14 protein-coding genes and 2 pseudogenes are annotated in these 15,373 nt (G+C 61.2%); 14 read left to right on the top strand and 2 right to left on the bottom strand.

Annotated elements, in window-relative coordinates:
* Positions 1-176 precede the first annotated feature (176 nt).
* From hrpB to ppa, 6 genes and pseudogenes are all read left to right on the top strand, one after another.
* Positions 177-2,624 (top strand): ATP-dependent helicase HrpB, encoded by a 2,448-nt coding sequence (gene hrpB, locus BN1125_RS04610; protein WP_042010951.1) that lies wholly within the window; start codon positions 177-179, stop codon positions 2,622-2,624.
* A gap of 73 nt (positions 2,625-2,697) precedes the next feature.
* Positions 2,698-5,016, top strand: a complete 2,319-nt coding sequence (gene mrcB, locus BN1125_RS04605) for a penicillin-binding protein 1B (RefSeq protein WP_042010950.1) — start codon at positions 2,698-2,700, stop codon at positions 5,014-5,016.
* 58 nt (positions 5,017-5,074) lie between these two features.
* Positions 5,075-5,476: an SMU1112c/YaeR family gloxylase I-like metalloprotein gene (gene gloA2, locus BN1125_RS04600; protein ID WP_042010949.1), complete on the top strand. Its 402-nt coding sequence runs from the start codon at positions 5,075-5,077 to the stop codon at positions 5,474-5,476.
* Positions 5,477-5,569: 93 nt separating this feature from the next.
* Positions 5,570-5,674 (top strand): annotated as a pseudogene (locus tag BN1125_RS18935) (LysR family transcriptional regulator); the annotation flags it as partial.
* A 109-nt stretch (positions 5,675-5,783) separates the two neighbouring features.
* A complete protein-coding gene (locus BN1125_RS04590) occupies positions 5,784-7,364 on the top strand; it encodes a response regulator (RefSeq protein ID WP_042010947.1) in 1,581 nt (526 codons plus the stop codon).
* Between the two features lie 218 nt (positions 7,365-7,582).
* Entirely contained in the window at positions 7,583-8,113 is a 531-nt protein-coding gene (ppa, locus tag BN1125_RS04585; protein WP_033137821.1) for an inorganic diphosphatase, read from the top strand.
* A gap of 27 nt (positions 8,114-8,140) precedes the next feature.
* Here ppa and BN1125_RS04580 read toward each other — a convergent pair whose 3' ends face one another.
* Complete coding sequence (locus tag BN1125_RS04580; protein ID WP_042010946.1) at positions 8,141-8,488, bottom strand: hypothetical protein; 348 nt, start codon at positions 8,486-8,488, stop codon at positions 8,141-8,143.
* Positions 8,489-8,627: 139 nt separating this feature from the next.
* Between BN1125_RS04580 and BN1125_RS04575 the strand changes: the two genes are divergently transcribed.
* The 8 genes from BN1125_RS04575 (at position 8,628) to BN1125_RS04540 (ending at position 14,625) form a co-directional block, all read left to right on the top strand.
* Positions 8,628-9,518 (top strand): hypothetical protein, encoded by an 891-nt coding sequence (locus tag BN1125_RS04575; RefSeq protein ID WP_042010945.1) that lies wholly within the window; start codon positions 8,628-8,630, stop codon positions 9,516-9,518.
* A gap of 220 nt (positions 9,519-9,738) precedes the next feature.
* Entirely contained in the window at positions 9,739-10,281 is a 543-nt protein-coding gene (locus BN1125_RS04570) for a YtfJ family protein (RefSeq protein ID WP_042010944.1), read from the top strand.
* 44 nt (positions 10,282-10,325) lie between these two features.
* Complete coding sequence (locus BN1125_RS04565) at positions 10,326-10,625, top strand: DUF2607 family protein (protein ID WP_042010943.1); 300 nt, start codon at positions 10,326-10,328, stop codon at positions 10,623-10,625.
* Between the two features lie 31 nt (positions 10,626-10,656).
* A complete protein-coding gene (locus tag BN1125_RS04560) occupies positions 10,657-11,220 on the top strand; it encodes a DUF2796 domain-containing protein (RefSeq protein ID WP_042010942.1) in 564 nt (187 codons plus the stop codon).
* 4 nt (positions 11,221-11,224) lie between these two features.
* The gene (locus tag BN1125_RS04555; protein ID WP_042010941.1) at positions 11,225-11,914 is read left to right on the top strand and encodes an ABC transporter ATP-binding protein; all 690 of its coding nucleotides are present in this window, start codon (positions 11,225-11,227) and stop codon (positions 11,912-11,914) included.
* Positions 11,908-13,155 (top strand): ABC transporter permease, encoded by a 1,248-nt coding sequence (locus BN1125_RS04550; protein ID WP_042010940.1) that lies wholly within the window; start codon positions 11,908-11,910, stop codon positions 13,153-13,155. The genes BN1125_RS04555 and BN1125_RS04550 overlap by 7 nt, the downstream gene beginning before the upstream one ends.
* Before the next feature lie 31 nt (positions 13,156-13,186).
* On the top strand, positions 13,187-13,660 hold the full coding sequence (locus BN1125_RS04545) for a DUF3299 domain-containing protein (RefSeq protein ID WP_042010939.1): 474 nt from the start codon (positions 13,187-13,189) through the stop codon (positions 13,658-13,660).
* A gap of 104 nt (positions 13,661-13,764) precedes the next feature.
* Complete coding sequence (locus BN1125_RS04540) at positions 13,765-14,625, top strand: TIGR03899 family protein (RefSeq protein WP_042010938.1); 861 nt, start codon at positions 13,765-13,767, stop codon at positions 14,623-14,625.
* Between the two features lie 133 nt (positions 14,626-14,758).
* Here BN1125_RS04540 and BN1125_RS04535 read toward each other — a convergent pair.
* A pseudogene (locus BN1125_RS04535) lies at positions 14,759-15,232 on the bottom strand (transposase); the annotation flags it as partial.
* Positions 15,233-15,373 lie beyond the last annotated feature (141 nt).

Raw genomic sequence — 15,373 nt, 5'->3', positions numbered from 1 at the left:
GGTGATAATGCCTTGTTCATGCGCATTGGATGGGCCCATTCTATGGCAGCCATCCGGCCATGTCTCGCCGTCTGCCAGCACGATTGGCCTGCGCGTCACATCCACTCACGGTGGCGCGGGTGGCTGTGGCAGAATAGGCGCCGTTTTACCGGTTGCTACAGAAGGTGCTCATCGCTTTGTCCCAGCTCCCCATCGTTTCGGTATTACCCGAACTCTTTGCCGCCCTCGACCGTCACACCAGCGTTATCCTGCAGGCGCCCCCCGGCGCGGGCAAATCGACCCTGTTGCCGCTGGAGCTGGTGCGCCAGCACCGGCTATCCGGCCGCATCATCATGCTGGAGCCAAGGCGGCTGGCGGCGCGCAATATCGCCACTTTTCTGGCGCGTCAGCTGGGGGAGAAGGTGGGCGAGCGCATCGGCCTGCGGGTACGCGGCGAGAGCCGCACCAGCTCCGCGACCCGGCTCGAGATCGTCACCGAAGGGGTGCTGACCCGGATGCTGCAGCAGGATCCCGAGCTCACCGGTGTCTCACTGGTCATCTTCGATGAGTTCCACGAACGCAGCCTGCACGCCGATACGGCGCTGGCCTTCGCCATCGAGAGCCAGCAGGGATTGCGTGATGACCTCAAGCTCTTGGTGATGTCCGCTACCCTGGATGGCATGGCGCTGGAACGCCTGTTGCCGGATGCCCCTGTGGTTCGCTCCGAGGGGCGCGGTTTCCCCATCGACTACCACTACCGCCCCGCCAACCGCCAGCAGTGGCTGGAGCCGCAGGTCGGTGCCGTGGTACTCGAAGCGCTGGCCGATCAAGATGGCAGCCTGCTGGTCTTTCTGCCGGGACAGGGGGAGATCGAGCGGCTGACGCAATGGTTGGCAGACAAACTGCCGAAAGATGTGCGCCTCGCCCCCCTCTACGGTCGTCTCGATATGGCGGCGCAACAGGCGGCCATCGAACCGGCGCCTGCGGGCCGCCGTAAGCTGGTGCTCACCACCAATGTGGCGGAGACCTCCCTCACCATCGAGGGGATTTCGGTGGTGATCGATAGCGGGCTGGAACGACGGGCTTCCTTTGATCTGAAAAGCGGTATCACCCGGCTGGAGACTCGCCAGATAGCCAAATCCTCCGCCACCCAGCGGGCGGGTCGCGCCGGGCGTCTGGGCCCCGGTGTCTGCTACCGACTCTGGAGCGGCGAGGTGCAGGAGCGGCTCGCCGAACAGAGCCCGCCAGATATCCTGACCCAGGAGCTGACCGGCCTGCTGCTGGATGCCGCCCAGTGGGGTGCAAAGGTGGAAGATCTGCCGCTGCTCGACATCCCCCCCGCCGCCGCGGTGGCCAGTGCCCGGCAGCTGCTGGTGGCCCTTGGCGCCATGAAGCCGGAGGGTGAGCAACAACTCACTCCCGCTGGCCGCGCCATGGCCGCCTTCGGTACCCACCCTCGCCTCGCCCGCATGCTGCTGCGCGCCCGCGAGCTGGAAGCCGAGGGTCTGACAGGGATTGTCGCCGATGCCGCATATCTGGTGGCGCTACAGGAAGAAGATCTGCGAGGATCGGAGCGCCTCTCGGTGCTGTTCCACCGTCGCCTGGGGGCCCTGCGTCAGAGTGCAGCCCGCTGGTTTGAGCGGCTTGGCGTGCGCCCTGCCAATGCGCAGGGTCAGTGGCTGGGGCTGCTCTGCGCCCTCGCCTGGCCGGATCGCATCGGCAAGCTGCGCAGCGGCAGCCGCTATCAACTCAGTGGTGGGGTGAGCTGCGATCTGGTAGAAGGTCATCCCTGTCAGGGACAAGCCGCCCTCATCGCCATCGAGATGGGGCAGAACGATCGCGGCAGCCGCATCTTTATCGCCGAACCGGTCGATCTGGACGAGCTGGTACGCCTGCTGCCGGAACTGGTAAGCGAACGGCAGTGGTTCGACTGGGATGAACGGGAAGAGCGGGTGCGCGCCGAACGCCAGCAGGTGATCGGCGAGCTGGTGCTGAGCCAGCGACCGCTGACCGAACTCTCTGACGAGCAGAAAGGGTGCTGCCTGCTGCAAGGCATTCGCCGCAAGGGGCTGCATGTGCTGCCGTGGGACGAGAGCAGCGAAGGGTTGCTGGCCCGACTGCGCTGCGCCCGCGACTGGCTGCCCGATGAGGGGTGGCCCGCGATGGATGACGAGAGCCTGCTGGCCACGCTGGAACAGTGGCTGCTGCCAGCGGTGAGCGGCATGACCCGGCTGGAGCAGCTGAAGAAGCTCGATATGAGCAACATCCTGCGCCAATCCCTGCCCTGGCCACTGCCCAAGCGGCTGGATGAGGCGCTGCCGAGCCACTTTGCGGCACCCACCGGCAGCCGGGTGCGGATCCGCTATCAGCCGGGGCAGACACCGGTGATCCCGGTACGCATTCAGGAGATGTTCGGGCAAGGTTCGACCCCCTGCTTGGCCGATGGCCGGGTGCCGCTGGTAGTGGAGCTGCTCTCCCCCGCCCAGCGACCGCTGCAGATCACCGCCGATCTGGCCGCCTTTTGGGCTGGCTCTTACGAGCAGGTGAAGAAAGAGATGAAGGGGCGCTATCCCCGCCACTACTGGCCGGATAATCCGCTGGAAGCGATGCCGACCAAAGTCACCAAAAAGAAGATGGGCATCTAGGTTCGGCGGGTTAATCCCGCTCGAACGTTCGCGAATGCGACATAACAAGTAGAAAGGAAAGCAAAGAGGATTTATGGCAACCCAACGACGCAAGCGTGCCCCCAAGAAGGCCGCGCCCAAACGCACCATCTGGCGCAAGCTGTTCTGGCTTGGCTTCAAGCTCTCCCTGGTGGTGGCAGCCTTTATGGTGGTGTTTGGCATCTACCTGGATACCAAGGTGCGCGAGCGCTTCGATGGCGAGAAGTGGCAGCTGCCGGTGATGGTCTACAGCCGTCCGCTGGAGCTCTACCCCAGCCAGCGCCTGTCGCGGGACCAGATGCTGCGCGAGCTCAATATGCTGAGCTACAAGCAGGTGCGCCAGCCTCACACGCCGGGTGAATACACCATCAACGGCAACCGCATCGAGCTTATTCGCCGTCCGTTCGAGTTCTATGACGGCGCCGATGGGGCCCGTGGCCTGCGCCTCACCTTCAACGGCCCGCGCCTTGAGGGGATCCAATCGCTGGAGAACCAGCGCCAGCTCGGTTACGCCCAGATGGACCCGGTGCTGCTCGATCGCCTCAATACCGAGGATCGGGAAGATCGCCTGCTGGTGCGCCTCAGCGAGGTACCCGACAGCCTGCTGGTGACCCTGCTCACCACCGAAGATCGCGACTTCTACCAGCATGGCGGCGTCTCGCCAGTGGCCATCATGCGCGCCATGTTCGCCAACCTGATCGCGGGTCGCACCGTGCAGGGGGGCAGTACCCTGACCCAGCAGCTGGCCAAGAACTTCTTCCTGACCCGTGAGCGTAGCCTGTGGCGAAAACTGCAGGAAGCCTATATGGCGGTGCTGATCGACTATCGCTACAGCAAGGACGAGATCCTGGAGTCCTACCTCAACGAGGTCTATCTGGGGCAGAACTTCTCGCAAGGGGTCTATGGTTTCGGCCTCGCCTCCTACTTCTACTTCGGCATTCCGGTCAACGAGCTGGATATCGATCAGGTCGCCCTGCTGGTCGGTCTGGTGAAAGGCCCCTCCTATTACGATCCCTGGCGCTTCCCTGAGCGGGCCAAGACCCGCCGTGATCTGGTGCTGAAGCTGCTGATGGATCATGGCAGCCTGACTCAGGCCGAATATGAGCTGGCCAGCCGTCAGCCCCTCGGCATCATCGCTCGCGGCCAGATGAGTTATGGCCGCACCCCAGCCTTTATGGGGCTGCTCAAGCGGGAGATCCAGAGCCGTTTCGGCGCCGATCTGCTCAAGCAATCCGGCCTCAAGATCTTCACCAGCCTCGACCCCATCGCCCAGCATGCGGCCGAGCGGGCGGTCGAATCGGGCCTCGCCGACATCGAAAAGCTGCGCGGCAAGAAGAAGCTGGAGGCGGCCATGGTGGTCTCCGACTGGCACAAGGGCGAAGTGGTGGCGCTGGTGGGTGGCCGCGATCCCCGCTACGCCGGGTTCAACCGGGCGCTGGATGCCCGCCGCCAGATCGGCTCGCTGGTGAAACCGGCGGTCTACCTCACCGGCCTCTCCAACGGTCTGACCCTGGCGACCCCGCTCAAAGATCAGCCGATCCGCATTCGCGGTCAGGATGGTCAGGTCTGGACACCGCAAAACTACGATCGCAAGTTCCGCCAGAGCGTGCCGCTGATGGATGCGTTGGCCAGCTCCCTCAACGTGCCGACCGTCAATCTGGGTCTGCAGGTGGGGCTGGAGAAGGTAGTCGACACCCTGCACAAACTGGGAGTCCAGCAGGAGATCCAGCCCTACCCGTCGCTGGTGCTGGGGGCGGTGGCCCTCTCCCCGCTGGAGGTGAACCAGATGTATCTGCCCATCGCCAATCAGGGGTTAACCCAGCCGCTGTCGGCCATGCGCGCCGTGGTCAAGGGGGATGGCACCCTGCTCTATCAGCATGATCAGACCGCCAAGCGGGTCACCGACAGCCAGGCAAGCTGGCTGACCCTGTTCGCCATGACCAAGACCGTGAGTCAGGGCACGGCCCGCGCGCTCAGTGCCAAGTTCCCCGGCGCCACCATGGCGGCCAAGACCGGCACCACCAACGGGCTGCGCGACTCCTGGTTTACCGGGATGGACAACAACGAGCTGGTCAGTATCTGGGTCGGTCGCGACGACAACACCCCGGCGGGCTTGACCGGTGCCAGCGGGGCGCTGCAACTCTTTAGTGGTTACATGAGCCAGCGCGGCGTCAACAGTCTGGGATTGAAGATGCCGGAAGGGGTCACCTGGGCCAACTTCTCCCGCGCCAGCGGCACCCGCGTCACCAGCGACTGCCCGGGCAGCCTGCAGGTGCCGGCCAAGGCATCCACCATGGGCTCCCCGGCCGGTTGTGCCAGCAGTGCATCGCCGCGCAGTGCGCTGGATGACTGGTTCGGCGGTTTCTTCAACTAGATCAACGACACGGGCAGCGCAGGCTGCCCGTTCACTATGCTGCTGACAAGGAAACACCATGACCTTTCCGCTGTTTGACGCCATCCACCATGTGGCCATCATCGCCAGCGATTACCCACGCTCGCGCCACTTCTACCACGAGGTGCTGGGGCTGCCGATCATCGCCGAGACCCTGCGCGAAGCGCGCCAGTCGTGGAAACTGGATCTGGCCCTGCCGGACGGCAGCCAGCTGGAGCTGTTCAGCTTCCCCTCGCCTCCCGAGCGCCCCTCCCGCCCCGAGGCGTGCGGTCTGCGCCATCTCGCCTTTCGGGTCAGCGATCTTGACCGGGTCATCGCCCACCTGCTGGCCCATCGGGTCGAGGTAGAGCCGGTGCGGGTGGACGCGCTGACCGGCAAGCGCTTTACCTTCTTCGCCGACCCTGACGGCCTGCCGCTGGAGCTCTACGAAGCGCCGCGCTGAACCTGCGTTGATCAGAGTGTCGGCCAAAGCAAAAGCCGCCCTGCAAAACTGGGCGGCTTTGTTATTTATAACGCGTTGTCAGGCGGTGATCAGCAGTGGCGCAACTATGGTGTCTTTCTGGCAGAAAATGCCTATCACGGTAAGGTATTGGCCTGGTTGAAGAAATCGATCCAGGGATATCTGGAACCTTTCGAGTAACGCTGAAAGAGGCCGTGCCAGCTCACGATATCTGCTTATCCCGAGATCCTGGCAGATGTGATCGTGCATACTGTTCACATACTCATTGAGCGCCGGAGGCGTAACCGATATGAGCAGTGCCCAAGACAAGGACAATATCTGGCTGGATGGCGACATCATCGAACTCGATGAGGAAGAGGTCGTGGTCCCCAAGGCACTCACTCCCTGGCAAGTGCTGATCGTGGATGATGAGCCCGACATTCACCAAGCAACTCGTTTGGCCCTCTCCAATATTCACTACAAGTCGCGCCCGCTGGAACTACTCAATGCCTATAGCGGCGCCGAGGCTGGCCGCCTGCTGGAGGCCAATCCCAGAATTGCGCTGATCCTGCTCGATGTGGTGATGGAGCACGACGATGCCGGTTTGCGGCTGGTCCACCGGATCCGCAACGAGATGTGCAACTCGCTGGTGCGGATCGTGCTGCGTACCGGCCAACCCGGTCAGGCGCCGGAACAAAGGGTGATCCTCGATTACGACATCAACGACTACAAGACCAAGACCGAGCTGACGGTACAAGCACTCTTCACCACCGTCATCGCCTCCCTGCGCGCCTACGAAACCCTCAGCGCCATCGACAAGAGTCGACAGGGACTTGGCAAGATTCTGGAGGGTGCGGGGGATCTCTATCACCTTCATTCGCTCCAAGAGTTTGCCTCCGGTGTGCTCAAACAGATCAGCGCGATTCTCGATGTCGGCACCGAAGGGGCTATCTGCGCCGAACGGCGTCCCGATGAGCATGGCCTGGAGATCCTGGCCGCGACCGGTGACTATGAAGGGCTGCTGGAAGAGCAGGTCCTTGAGGATTTTCCGTCACTGCACGAGTCGGTGATAAAGGCGTTAAACGATCGCTGCAACCGCTTTGAACACCCGCAGGACTCCCTCTATATCGCCGCCCAGAATGGCCGGGAGTTTGTGTTGAGCTTCACACCGACCCAGCCTCTGGATCCCCTCGAGTGCGATCTGCTGGATGTCTTCTGCCAGCGCATCTCGGCAGCCTATGACAACCTCTATCTCTACGACCAACTGCTGCGCGCTCAGGAGGCCACCGTCGTGGCACTGGCTGCGCTGGCGGAGTACCGTGACTCAGATACTGGCGAGCATGTCTTGCGCGTACAGAAGCTCTCGGATGCCATCGTGGCCGAATTGAAGCAGATGGCGGCCTATCCCGAACAGTTGACTCAGGAGTTTGTCGAGATGATCGGTATGGCCTCTATCCTGCACGACGTGGGCAAGGTGGGCACCCCCGACCATATCTTGCACAAGCCGGGCCGGTTCGCCCCCGACGAGAGGGTCATCATGGAACAACATGCGGGTATCGGCGCCAATATCTTGCACAAGGCGGGCGAGATGGTGGAGGGAACCAGCTACCTCTCGCTGGGGGCAGAGATCGCCCGAGGCCACCATGAACACTTCGATGGCAAGGGTTATCCGCAGCAGCTGGCAGGCCAGCAAATCCCCCTGTCGGCGCGGATCGTGGCGGTGGTCGATGTGTTCGATGCCCTGCTGAGCAAACGCCCCTACAAGGAGCCCTGGACGCTGACGCAAACCATGGCGTATATCCAGTCCCGCTCCGGCACCCAGTTTGATCCTCATGTGGTGACTGCGCTGTCGCGGCTGGTCAACGAATCAAGACTTCCCTACGCCCTCTGAGCTCATCTCAGCTTGCGCAAACCAACCCGCCCTGTCAGTAATCACTGCCACCGACAGGGCGCACTCACCCCCTTTGGTGCATATCGCGCACATCAAACCCCCTGGATGCAGAAAGGGGGCCCTTCTTTAGCTGCCATATCCGCTGAAATATGGTCATTTAACATCACATCGCTATAATATCGGCCTGCAAACCCGATACTAACAATGAAGGAAATCTCATGAGCCTGAACCTGGTACCGGCTGGCAAGAGCCTGCCCGACGATATCTATGTCATCATCGAAATCCCGCAGAATGCCGACCCGATCAAATACGAAGTCGACAAGGACAGCGGCGCAATTTTCGTCGATCGCTTCATGTCTACCCCGATGTTCTATCCGTGCAACTACGGCTACGTGAACGCGACTCTCTCTCTGGATGGTGACCCCGTCGACGTACTGGTTCCGACCCCCTACCCGCTGCTGGCCGGCTCCGTCATTCGCTGCCGCCCGGTTGGCGTGCTGAAGATGACCGACGAGTCTGGCGAAGATGCCAAGATCGTTGCCGTACCGCACTCCAAGCTGACCAAGCAGTACGATCACATCCAGGATGTGAACGATCTGCCGGAACTGCTGCGCGCCCAGATCCAGCACTTCTTCGAGCGCTACAAAGAGCTGGAAGCGGGCAAATGGGTCAAGGTGGAAGGCTGGGGCGACAAGGCCGCTGCCGAAGCCGAGATCAAGACCTCTGCCGAGCGTTACGCTGCCAAGTAAGCGTTATCCGGCATGTAAAAAGGCGCCTTATGGCGCCTTTTTTGTCGGTGTTTGCGGCAGCTGACCGGCTGCATCTCCGGCAGGATTGCCCTGAATGTATATTTCACGGCCATCTTTCTGGTAGGGGCGGTAGTAATCACCGCCACAGCGATAGCCGCCGCCCGGCTGGCTCATCAGCTCGCAGTTGACCGGCAATACCTCCAGCCACTTGATGGCCTGCTGGAAGCGCAGCCACTCCTGCCATTCGTGTTCGCGCGCCAGCTGATCGCGCAGGGCAAAGGTATCCGCAACGGACATTCCCTTGTTGACGATTACCTGACCCGCCATGGCTGGCAGGCTGAGCAGCCCAAACAGCACTATGATCCAAGGCTTCATAACCCCTCCAGAGTGACTTAATTTCACAATTAAATTAAAAGTCACATCAATCTGTTATCCAGATCACAAAACGAAACATCACCAAAGTGGTGCCGGCTCACCTAGTTGTTAATTATCGTCCACGGCAGGAAGCACCACCATGAAGCCGATCCCCGCGCTGTTGCTCAGCCTCACTCTCTGCACCACCCTTGGCGCCACAAGCAACGCCAGCGAGATCAACATGAGCTGGCAGTGGCAATCCAGCGACGGCCAGCGCAAGTACTTCCAGCTGACCACCGACGATCAGGTGATGGCAGCCAGCCGCCATGAGATGAGCCTGCTGGAGGCTTCTCTCACCAATCCGCTGGAGACCCTTTACGCCTACATCAGCCCGCGTCTCTACAACAGCATTAATCTGATCAACCAGTACAGTCCCGAGACCGCCACCAAGTTTCGCAATCTGGAACAGGCCTTCACCCTGCGGGACAACAGCATGGAGTCGATGCTGTTCTGGCAAGCCTATCTGCAGTATCAAGAAGATGCTTTTTACCAGATGAGGGTGGTGCCCTGCGTCCATCCGGCCAATCGCAAGCTGCCTTGTGTGCGTCCCGATTACTCCCAGCTCTTCTACCACTTCAAGGGGCATCTCAAGCCGCTGGCGCAGCAGTTTGCCGCCAAGGATCTCGCCACCAGCGTCAGTCTGCTACAGGAGTGGCTGAACGCCATCCCCACCCAGCCGGAGCAGCAGGATCACTTCGCGCCACCGCTGCAGGCGCTGCAGGATAACAAGGCCGACAGCGACGAGAAGGCGCTGTTGATGGCCAGCCTGCTGGCGGAGCTGGCCCCGCAATATGTGCTCAGCATCATCTATCCGGATATCAGCATCGGCAGCGTCTCCCCTGCCTGGCTGGCCATTACGGCAGACAGTGGCGTACCCGGTGATGTGGTGGTGATCAACAACCAGCGCCATGTGCTGCTGACTGGATCGTCCCTGCTGGCCCAGCAGATGACCATGGCCAAGATCCCCCTTATCAGCGAATCACTCTACTGACGCAGACAGCTCAGACCAGCTGCCAATTCATTGATTTTTATCGATGTCATGCCATCCTAGCCGCCCTTGCCAGCCAACCTCCTGACTGGCGGGGCGCAGACGCTTCTGAATTGCGATTTTATTTAACACTTCTTAAACAGATCCGATCAGTTTAGGATGAGCTTCGCCCATTCCCTCAATCCGAAACTCGTTATAACATAACAAATGGAGTGTCATCAGGATGAAACATCTGGTACTTACTTTGGCGCTGCTGCCATCTCTGGTCTTTGCTCACAACGTCAAGGATGGCAACCCGGTGCCGCTGGTCAATATTAGCGACAAGGGCGAGCTGGTTCTGAATGGCAAGGATATCGGCTACCAGCCGTGGCAGAGCCAGTCGCTGACCGGCAAAGTGTTCCTGATCCAGCATATTGCCGGTCGCTCCAGTGCCAAGGAGCTGAACGCCCCGATGATCGAGGCGATCAAGGCCGCCAAACTGCCGCAAGACAAGTACCAGACCGTCACCATCATCAACAGCAATGACGCCATCTGGGGCACCTCCGGCTTCGTGAAGAGCAGTGCCGAGGACAGCAAGAAAGAGTTCCCCTGGTCCGCCATGGTGCTGGATGCCAAGGGTATGGCGCGCAACGCCTGGGATCTGACGCCGGAAAGCTCGGCCATCATCCTGCTGGATAAAGAGGGCAAGGTGCTGTTTGCCAAAGATGGCCAGCTCGATGCCAATAACATTGCAACCGTGATGGGGCTCATCAAGTCCCATCTCTGAGTCAGAGAGAAAGGGCGCTGATGGCGCCCCTTCCATAAGGGTCTATGGGTCGTATCAAGCTGAAAATCTGGATCCTGCTGCTGGGCTGGTTATGGCTGCAGCCTGCCCTTGCCCGGCACCAGTTTGAATCCGCCCTGCCCGGCCACGACGACCATCACTGCCTTATCTGCGCCCTCCATCTGGATGGCAAGCAAGCCATCACCGCCACCCCCTATTGTTTCCCCAGTGCCCCCTCTGTTCTGCCCGCTGTTGCAACCACGCAACCCTCAGCCGATACCGCCACGCTTCACAGCTATGCCATCCGTGCGCCGCCAGTCTCTTTTTTTCTCTATCCATTTGTTTAATTTCGCTATTTGTTTTGAAAAAGGATTAAAGATGAAAGCAGTTACTCTGTTGCTGGCCGCAGCGGCCTTTAGCGCACACGCAAATCACGACGAACACGAGAGCCACAGCCACGGCGCCCACGAGCATGGCCACGGCCACCTCAATCTGGTGGTCGATGGCGACCAGTTGATGATCGAACTGCAGGCACCCGCAGCCGATCTGGTGGGCTTCGAGCACGCCGCCAAGAGCGATGAAGAGAAGGCGCAATATGCCAAAGCGGTCGCCCGCCTCCAGCAGCCTGACGCCCTGTTCCGCTTCGACCCAGCCGCTGGCTGCAAACTGACCCAGCAAGAGCTGCAGGCCGCCAAAGAAGATCACGACCATGACCATGATAAGGCTGCCGGTGATCACGATGAACACCACGATGAGGCGGGTCATGCCGATATGGGCGCCATGTACACCTACACCTGCACCATGCCAGCCAAACTGACCGGCCTTGAGGCGACCCTGTTCAGCGTCTATCCGAGCCTTGAGAAGCTGAGCGTGCAGGGGATCCTGCCCACCGGCCAGACCGCGGGCGAGCTGACCCCGTCCGCCAACAAGCTGAGCTGGTAACGCCATGAAAAAAGCCGTGGTTGAGATCCGCGATCTGGCCTTTGCCTGGCCAGGTGGCGACGCTGTACTCGATCTGCCCGCCCTCACCATCCGCGAGGGTGAGCGGGTCTTTATCAAGGGCCCGTCGGGCTCCGGCAAATCGACCCTGCTCGGGTTGCTGGCCGGGATCCAGAGCGCCAACCACGGCACCCTGGAGGTGCTGGGCCAACCATTGGCCCGGCTCTCTGGCCGTGCCCGTGACCACTTCCGGGCGGCCAATCTGGGTTATATCTTCCAGCAGTTCAATCTGCTGCCCTTTCTCTCGGTGCAGGACAACGTGACCGCGGCCCTCACCTTCTCGCCCGCCAAACGGGCTCGCCTGCAAGGGAGTCCGGAGCAGGAGGCGCGTCGTCTGCTGGCGGAGCTGCAACTGCCGGACGAGGCGCTACATCGCCCCGTGCATGCCCTCAGCATCGGCCAGCAGCAGCGGGTTGCCGCCGCACGGGCGCTGATCGGCTCGCCGCCACTGGTGATCGCCGACGAGCCCACCTCGGCACTCGACACCGACAACCGGGCGGCCTTTATCAAGCTGTTGTTCGAGGAGTGCGACAAGCAGGGCTCGACCCTGATCTTCGTCAGTCACGACCCTTATCTCGAACCCCTGTTCCCGCGGGTCGAAAACCTGCAACAGCTCAACCGGAGGGCTACGTGCTAAAACTCGCCCTGCAAAGTCTCTGGGCCCGCCGCCTTACCGCCGGTCTCACCCTGCTGGCCGTCGCCATCAGCGTCACCCTGCTGCTCGGGGTGGAGCGGGTGCGCACCCAGGCCCGCGAAAGCTTCTCCAACACCGTCTCGGGAACCGATCTCATCGTCGGCGCCCGCTCCGGTCAGGTGAATCTGCTGCTTTACTCGGTGTTTCGCATCGGCAACCCCACCAACAACGTGGGGTGGGACGCCTATCAGGCCATCAAGCAGAAACCCGGCGTCGCCTGGACCATCCCCCTGTCGCTCGGTGACTCCCATAAAGGGTTTCGGGTACTCGGCACCAATGGTGACTACTTCACCCATCTGAAATACGGCCAGCAGCAGTCGCTGCAACTGCAGGAAGGGCGGCCATTCGACACGCCGTTTGAAGCGGTACTCGGCGTTCAGGTGGCAGAAAAACTGGGCTACAGGCTGGATCAAACCATCGTCATCGCCCACGGCGCCGGTAACACCTCCTTCAGCCAGCACGACAACCTGCCATTCAAGGTGGTGGGGATCCTGGCGCCGACCGGTACGCCCATCGATCGCACCATCCATGTGCCGCTGGCGGGGATAGAGGCGATCCATCTCGGTTGGGACACCGGCCGCCACAGCAAGAACGTGACGCCGGAGCAGGCGCTGGCGCAGGATCTCACCCCGAAAACCATCACCGCCTTTATGGTGGGGCTGAGCAACCGGATCCTGGCGTTCCAGCTGCAACGCAGCGTAAACACCTATCCCAAAGAGCCGCTGATGGCGATCCTGCCGGGGGCCGCCCTGCAGGAGCTGTGGAGCCTGATGAGCGTGGCGGAAACGGCCCTGTCGGTCATCGCCGGTTTCGTGGTGGTGGCGGGCCTGATCAGCATGCTGACTACCCTGCTGGCAGGGCTTAACGAGCGGCGCCGGGAGCTCGCTATTTTGCGATCCCTCGGTGCGGGCCCTGCCCATCTGTTCCTGCTGTTGGCGCTGGAAGCGATGGCGCTGACCACGGTCGGCATCGCCCTCGGGGTCACCGTGCTCTATCTGGGGCAGGGGCTTGCCTCGCCCTGGCTGCTCAGCCACTATGGCCTGCAACTGAGTCTGGGGCTGCCGAGCACCTACGAATGGCAGTTGCTGGGGGTAGTGTGGCTGGCAGGCATGATGATTGGCCTGCTCCCTGCCGCCCGCGCTTACCGCTACAGCCTGAGCGATGGCATGAGCATTCGCGTCTAGCGAGACGCCCAAAATAGAAACAGAAGGACAGATGATGAAGTGGAAAATTGTGGCGCTGCTCGCCAGCCTGCTGGTGCTGCCCGCCCTGGCCGCCGATTACAAGACCATCGACTGGGATGTGCTCATCCCGGAAGGGGAAAAACTGCTACCACCGCCCCAGGTCAATCACGAAGATCCCATGTCGGTGCCGCAACCGGTGGGCGGAGTAAACAAGAAGCTGGACAACCAGGATGTGCGCATTCCGGGCTTCGTGGTGCCGCTGGAAGGGGATGCCAAGAAGATCACCGCCTTCCTGCTGGTGCCCTACTTCGGCGCCTGCATCCATGTGCCGCCGCCCCCCACCAATCAGGTGATCTATGTGAGCTACCCCAAGGGTGCGCCGGTCGATGATCTGTGGGATGCCATCTGGGTGAAGGGCAGGATGCGCACGGTCAGCTCCAGCCACGAGATGGCTACCGCCTCCTATTCGATGGAAGCGGTCGAGGTGAGCGTCTACGAGGAGTAATCCTCCCGTTGCAAAAAAAGCGGCCTCCACGGAGGCCGCTTTGTTATCTTGGCATCCCGGTTGGAGTAACATTCAGCTCCAGAACCTGTGCGAATGGAGTCAGCATGGCAGACCTCCCCCCCCCAAAAAAAGAGAGTTCGATCCTGAGCAGCCAGGAGCAGACCCTGCGTCTGGCCCGCAGTCGCGGTATCGACGGCATGCTCACCCGCAACAGCGACAGCACCTTCGAACAGCGCGCCACCTTTCGCCATCTGGCGGATCAGGCCGCTCGCCAGCGCAATCTGGAAGCCATCATGGTGATGGCCTCCCGCCACTGCGAAGAGACGGCGGCCGGCGGCGAGATGGACAGCGACTGGCTGACCCGCTTCCTGCAACTGGCGGAAGATATCAGCATGGTGCCGATGCAGCAGCTGTGGGGGCGGATCTTCGCCATCGAGGTCGCCACTCCGGGCCGCTTCTCCATCCGGGCGCTCGCCACCCTCAAAGAGATGACCCAGCGCGAGGCCCAGCTGTTTCAGCGCATCTGTTCACTGACCTGCCACTACACCGGCAGCGACGAGCAGCGTCTGCTGCTGGGGCTGCACAAGGGAGCCAGTTTGCTAAGCCGCGCCAAGGCGACGCGCCTCGGCCTTGGCAAATACCGCCTCCCCTATAATGCCTTGCTGCAACTTTTCGAGCTGGGCCTGTTGCACCGCGGCGAGCTGGAATCCGGCCCACTACCCGCCGATGGGGTCGAGCTGGAATTCGGCAACCAGCGCTGGCGGCTGCAGTGCAAGCAGAACAACATCACCCTGCTCTACTATCGCCTCACCCCGGTGGGCAACGAGCTGGCCCAGTTGCTGCAAGAGTCGCCGCTGGAGGAGTACCTGCAGGATCTGAAAACCGTGCTGGTGCAGGGGATGCTGATAGAAGTGCAACTGACCGCCACCGAGCCAGCCGCAACGGTGGTGGAACCGGCTCCCTGACCCCCTGCAAGATGGGCCACAGGCCCATCTTCGTCCCCCCCCCTGATGACCACAACCCCCCTCCCTTTCACGATCGTCGATTCATAGTTGATTCATATTTGGACTGATTCATATTTGGACAGCCACCTTTTTGCTTGCAGTCATCTTCCTGATTGGCCTGCCGTGCCATGCTTTCATTGAGCAATCGCACAAACCAGCTGATGGAGTGCAGCCGCTCTCGCCATTGTGTGATGAACCCTCGTACCACTGCGAGCTCGGGCTCAATCAGGGATTCATGCTGATACCAACGCCGCACCAGCAGTGGCCACTGGAACATCGCTGCCCAACGCTCCGCCACATCTCGCTCGCTCCACCCGGCCGCAGTGTCGGCATCAATTTTGAGCACCAGATGATAGTGATTGCTCATCACCGCATAGGCGCAAACCCCGATGGCAAATTGACGCGACAGTTGACCCAGTTTGTCGACGACCCACTGACGTCGATGCTCGTAGCTATGACCGGAGTGCGCATCTTGCCCACACAAGAAAGTCCGCCGCACACAACGGCTGACAACATGGTAATAGGGGGTATCTTGCAGGCTGATCTGGCGTGAACGAGCGATGGTCATGGCACACTCCTCAACGGGCTACCCGTCAAGCCAAGCAGCATGATACGCCGCTGTCAAATTGGTGGGTGTCCTAAATTCCAACAATGGGCTCTGCTACCAAAGAAACTATGAAATCATAAGATTTCCTGATTACCCATTACC

Origin of the sequence: Aeromonas fluvialis (assembly GCF_000819885.1) — a bacterium.
Taxonomy (GTDB): Bacteria; Pseudomonadota; Gammaproteobacteria; order Enterobacterales; family Aeromonadaceae; genus Aeromonas; species Aeromonas fluvialis.
This window is presented reverse-complemented; position numbering and strand designations above follow the sequence as displayed.

Coding starts and splice junctions, on each gene's coding strand:
- mrcB (WP_042010950.1), top strand. CDS start 2,698: ATGGCAACCCAACGACGCAAGCGTGCCCCCAAGAAGGCCGCGCCCAAA.
- gloA2 (WP_042010949.1), top strand. CDS start 5,075: ATGACCTTTCCGCTGTTTGACGCCATCCACCATGTGGCCATCATCGCC.
- BN1125_RS04590 (WP_042010947.1), top strand. CDS start 5,784: ATGAGCAGTGCCCAAGACAAGGACAATATCTGGCTGGATGGCGACATC.
- ppa (WP_033137821.1), top strand. CDS start 7,583: ATGAGCCTGAACCTGGTACCGGCTGGCAAGAGCCTGCCCGACGATATC.
- BN1125_RS04580 (WP_042010946.1), bottom strand. CDS start 8,488: ATGAAGCCTTGGATCATAGTGCTGTTTGGGCTGCTCAGCCTGCCAGCC.
- BN1125_RS04575 (WP_042010945.1), top strand. CDS start 8,628: ATGAAGCCGATCCCCGCGCTGTTGCTCAGCCTCACTCTCTGCACCACC.
- BN1125_RS04570 (WP_042010944.1), top strand. CDS start 9,739: ATGAAACATCTGGTACTTACTTTGGCGCTGCTGCCATCTCTGGTCTTT.
- BN1125_RS04565 (WP_042010943.1), top strand. CDS start 10,326: ATGGGTCGTATCAAGCTGAAAATCTGGATCCTGCTGCTGGGCTGGTTA.
- BN1125_RS04560 (WP_042010942.1), top strand. CDS start 10,657: ATGAAAGCAGTTACTCTGTTGCTGGCCGCAGCGGCCTTTAGCGCACAC.
- BN1125_RS04555 (WP_042010941.1), top strand. CDS start 11,225: ATGAAAAAAGCCGTGGTTGAGATCCGCGATCTGGCCTTTGCCTGGCCA.
- BN1125_RS04545 (WP_042010939.1), top strand. CDS start 13,187: ATGATGAAGTGGAAAATTGTGGCGCTGCTCGCCAGCCTGCTGGTGCTG.
- BN1125_RS04540 (WP_042010938.1), top strand. CDS start 13,765: ATGGCAGACCTCCCCCCCCCAAAAAAAGAGAGTTCGATCCTGAGCAGC.